Origin of the sequence: Parasaccharibacter sp. TMW2.1890, from assembly GCF_023337645.1 — a bacterium.
In the GTDB taxonomy this organism is placed as follows: Bacteria; Pseudomonadota; Alphaproteobacteria; order Acetobacterales; family Acetobacteraceae; genus Bombella; species Bombella apis.
In genome coordinates this window covers 1-2,500 of the sequence record NZ_NWUV01000007.1, presented here as the reverse complement: position 1 = coordinate 2,500, position 2,500 = coordinate 1, and the positions used below count along the sequence as shown (strand labels likewise).

1 tRNA gene and 2 rRNA genes (1 of these 3 cut by a window edge) are annotated in these 2,500 nt (G+C 55.3%); all 3 read left to right on the top strand.

Annotated elements, in window-relative coordinates:
• Positions 1–2,185: ribosomal RNA gene (locus tag CPA54_RS09130) — 23S ribosomal RNA — on the top strand; it begins 552 nt to the left of the window's first position.
• An 85-nt stretch (positions 2,186–2,270) separates the two neighbouring features.
• A 5S ribosomal RNA gene (gene rrf, locus CPA54_RS09125) occupies positions 2,271–2,385 on the top strand.
• A gap of 38 nt (positions 2,386–2,423) precedes the next feature.
• Positions 2,424–2,500 (top strand) — tRNA-Met (locus tag CPA54_RS09120).

Here is a 2,500-nt window from a genome sequence, read left to right as displayed (position 1 = left end):
AATGGGTCAGCGAGTTTCTGTCCGTAGCAAGCTTAAGCCGATAGGTGTAGGCGTAGCGAAAGCGAGTCTGAATAGGGCGACTGAGTTACTGGTAGAAGACCCGAAACCGAGTGATCTAGCCATGGCCAGGCTGAAGGTGCGGTAACACGCACTGGAGGGCCGAACCCACGCCTGTTGAAAAAGTCGGGGATGAGCTGTGGCTAGGGGTGAAAGGCCAATCAAACTCGGAGATAGCTGGTTCTCCGCGAAATCTATTGAGGTAGATCGTCGTGTATTGCCCTCGGGGGTAGAGCACTGGATGGGCTAGGGGGGCCCAAAGCCTTACCACACCTAACCAAACTCCGAATACCGAGGAGTATGAGCACGGCAGACAGACAGTGGGTGCTAAGGTCCATTGTCGAGAGGGAAACAGCCCAGACCACCAGCTAAGGCCCCTAAATCGTGGCTAAGTGGGAAAGGATGTGGGGATTCCAAAACAACCAGGAGGTTGGCTTAGAAGCAGCCATCCTTTAAAGAAAGCGTAATAGCTCACTGGTCTAATAGAAACCCTGCGCCGAAAATGTAACGGGGCTCAAGCCACGTGCCGAAGCTGTGGGTGCATAGTTTACTATGCGCGGTAGCGGAGCGTTCTGTAAGCCTGCGAAGGAGACGGGGTGACCCTCTCTGGAGGTATCAGAAGTGCGAATGCTGACATGAGTAGCGACAAACAGTGCGAGAAACACTGTCGCCGAAAGTCCAAGGGTTCCTGCGCAAGGTTAATCCACGCAGGGTGAGCCGGCCCCTAAGGCGAGGGCGAAAGCCGTAGTCGATGGGAATCAGGTTAATAGTCCTGAGCCTGCCAGAAGTGACGAACGAGATATGTTGTCAGCTCTTATCGGATTGAGCTGGCTTTTGGACCGTTCCAGGAAATAGCTCTGGCATATAGACCGTACCCGAAACCGACACAGGTGGACTGGTAGAGTATACCAAGGCGCTTGAGAGAACGATGCTGAAGGAACTAGGCAAATTGCTCGTGTAACTTCGGAAGAAACGAGACCCGTTGGTGGGCAACCATCGGCGGGTGGCACAGACCAGGGGGTAGCGACTGTTTAGTAAAAACACAGGACTCTGCGAAATCGAAAGATGACGTATAGGGTCTGACGCCTGCCCGGTGCCGGAAGGTTAAGAGGAGATGTGCAAGCGTCGAATCGAAGCCCCGGTAAACGGCGGCCGTAACTATAACGGTCCTAAGGTAGCGAAATTCCTTGTCGGGTAAGTTCCGACCTGCACGAATGGCGTAACGACTTCCCCGCTGTCTCCAGCATCGGCTCAGCGAAATTGAACTCCCCGTGAAGATGCGGGGTACCCGCGGTCAGACGGAAAGACCCTATGAACCTTTACTGCAGCTTTACAGTGGTATCAGGAAAGTTTTGTGTAGGATAGGTGGGAGGCTTTGAAACCCGGGCGCCAGCTCAGGTGGAGCCATCCTTGAAATACCACCCTGAACTTTTCTGATATCTAACCGAGACCAGTCAGCCTGGTCCGGGACCCTGTATGGTGGGCAGTTTGACTGGGGCGGTCGCCTCCCAAAGAATAACGGAGGCGCGCGATGGTGGGCTCAGGCCGGTCGGAAACCGGCTGTCGAGTGCAATGGCATAAGCCCGCCTGACTGCGAGAGTGACAGCTCGAGCAGAGACGAAAGTCGGCCATAGTGATCCGGTGGTCCCGCGTGGATGGGCCATCGCTCAACGGATAAAAGGTACTCTAGGGATAACAGGCTGATCTCCCCCAAGAGTCCACATCGACGGGGAGGTTTGGCACCTCGATGTCGGCTCATCACATCCTGGGGCTGGAGCAGGTCCCAAGGGTTCGGCTGTTCGCCGATTAAAGTGGTACGTGAGCTGGGTTTAGAACGTCGTGAGACAGTTCGGTCCCTATCTGCCGTGGGTGTAAGAGACTTGAGAGGATTTGTCCCTAGTACGAGAGGACCGGGATGAACGAACCTCTGGTGCACCGGTTGTCGCGCCAGCGGCACAGCCGGGTAGCTAAGTTCGGAATGGATAACCGCTGAAAGCATCTAAGCGGGAAACCAGCCTCAAAACTAGGTCTCACAGGGCCGTCCAAGACCAGGACGTCGATAGGTCAGGTGTGAAAGCATGGCAACATGTGTAGCTGACTGATCCTAATCGCCCATATCTCTCACACACCAAAACACATGCACAGTAGTCAGTCACACTCCAGAAAACACCAACCAAAACACCCCCAAACACCCACATGGGTGAGCGGGAAGACCTGGTGGCCATGGCGGAGGATCCATACCCGATCCCATCCCGAACTCGGCCGTTAAAGCCTCCAGCGCCTATGATACTGCTCCTTAAGGAGCGGAAAAGTCGGTCGCCGCCAGGTCCCCTCGCTCACCCACACCCATAAAAACCACCCACCAACGCGGGGTGGAGCAGCCCGGTAGCTCGTCAGGCTCATAACCTGAAGGTCGTAGGTTCAAATCCTACCCCCGCATCCA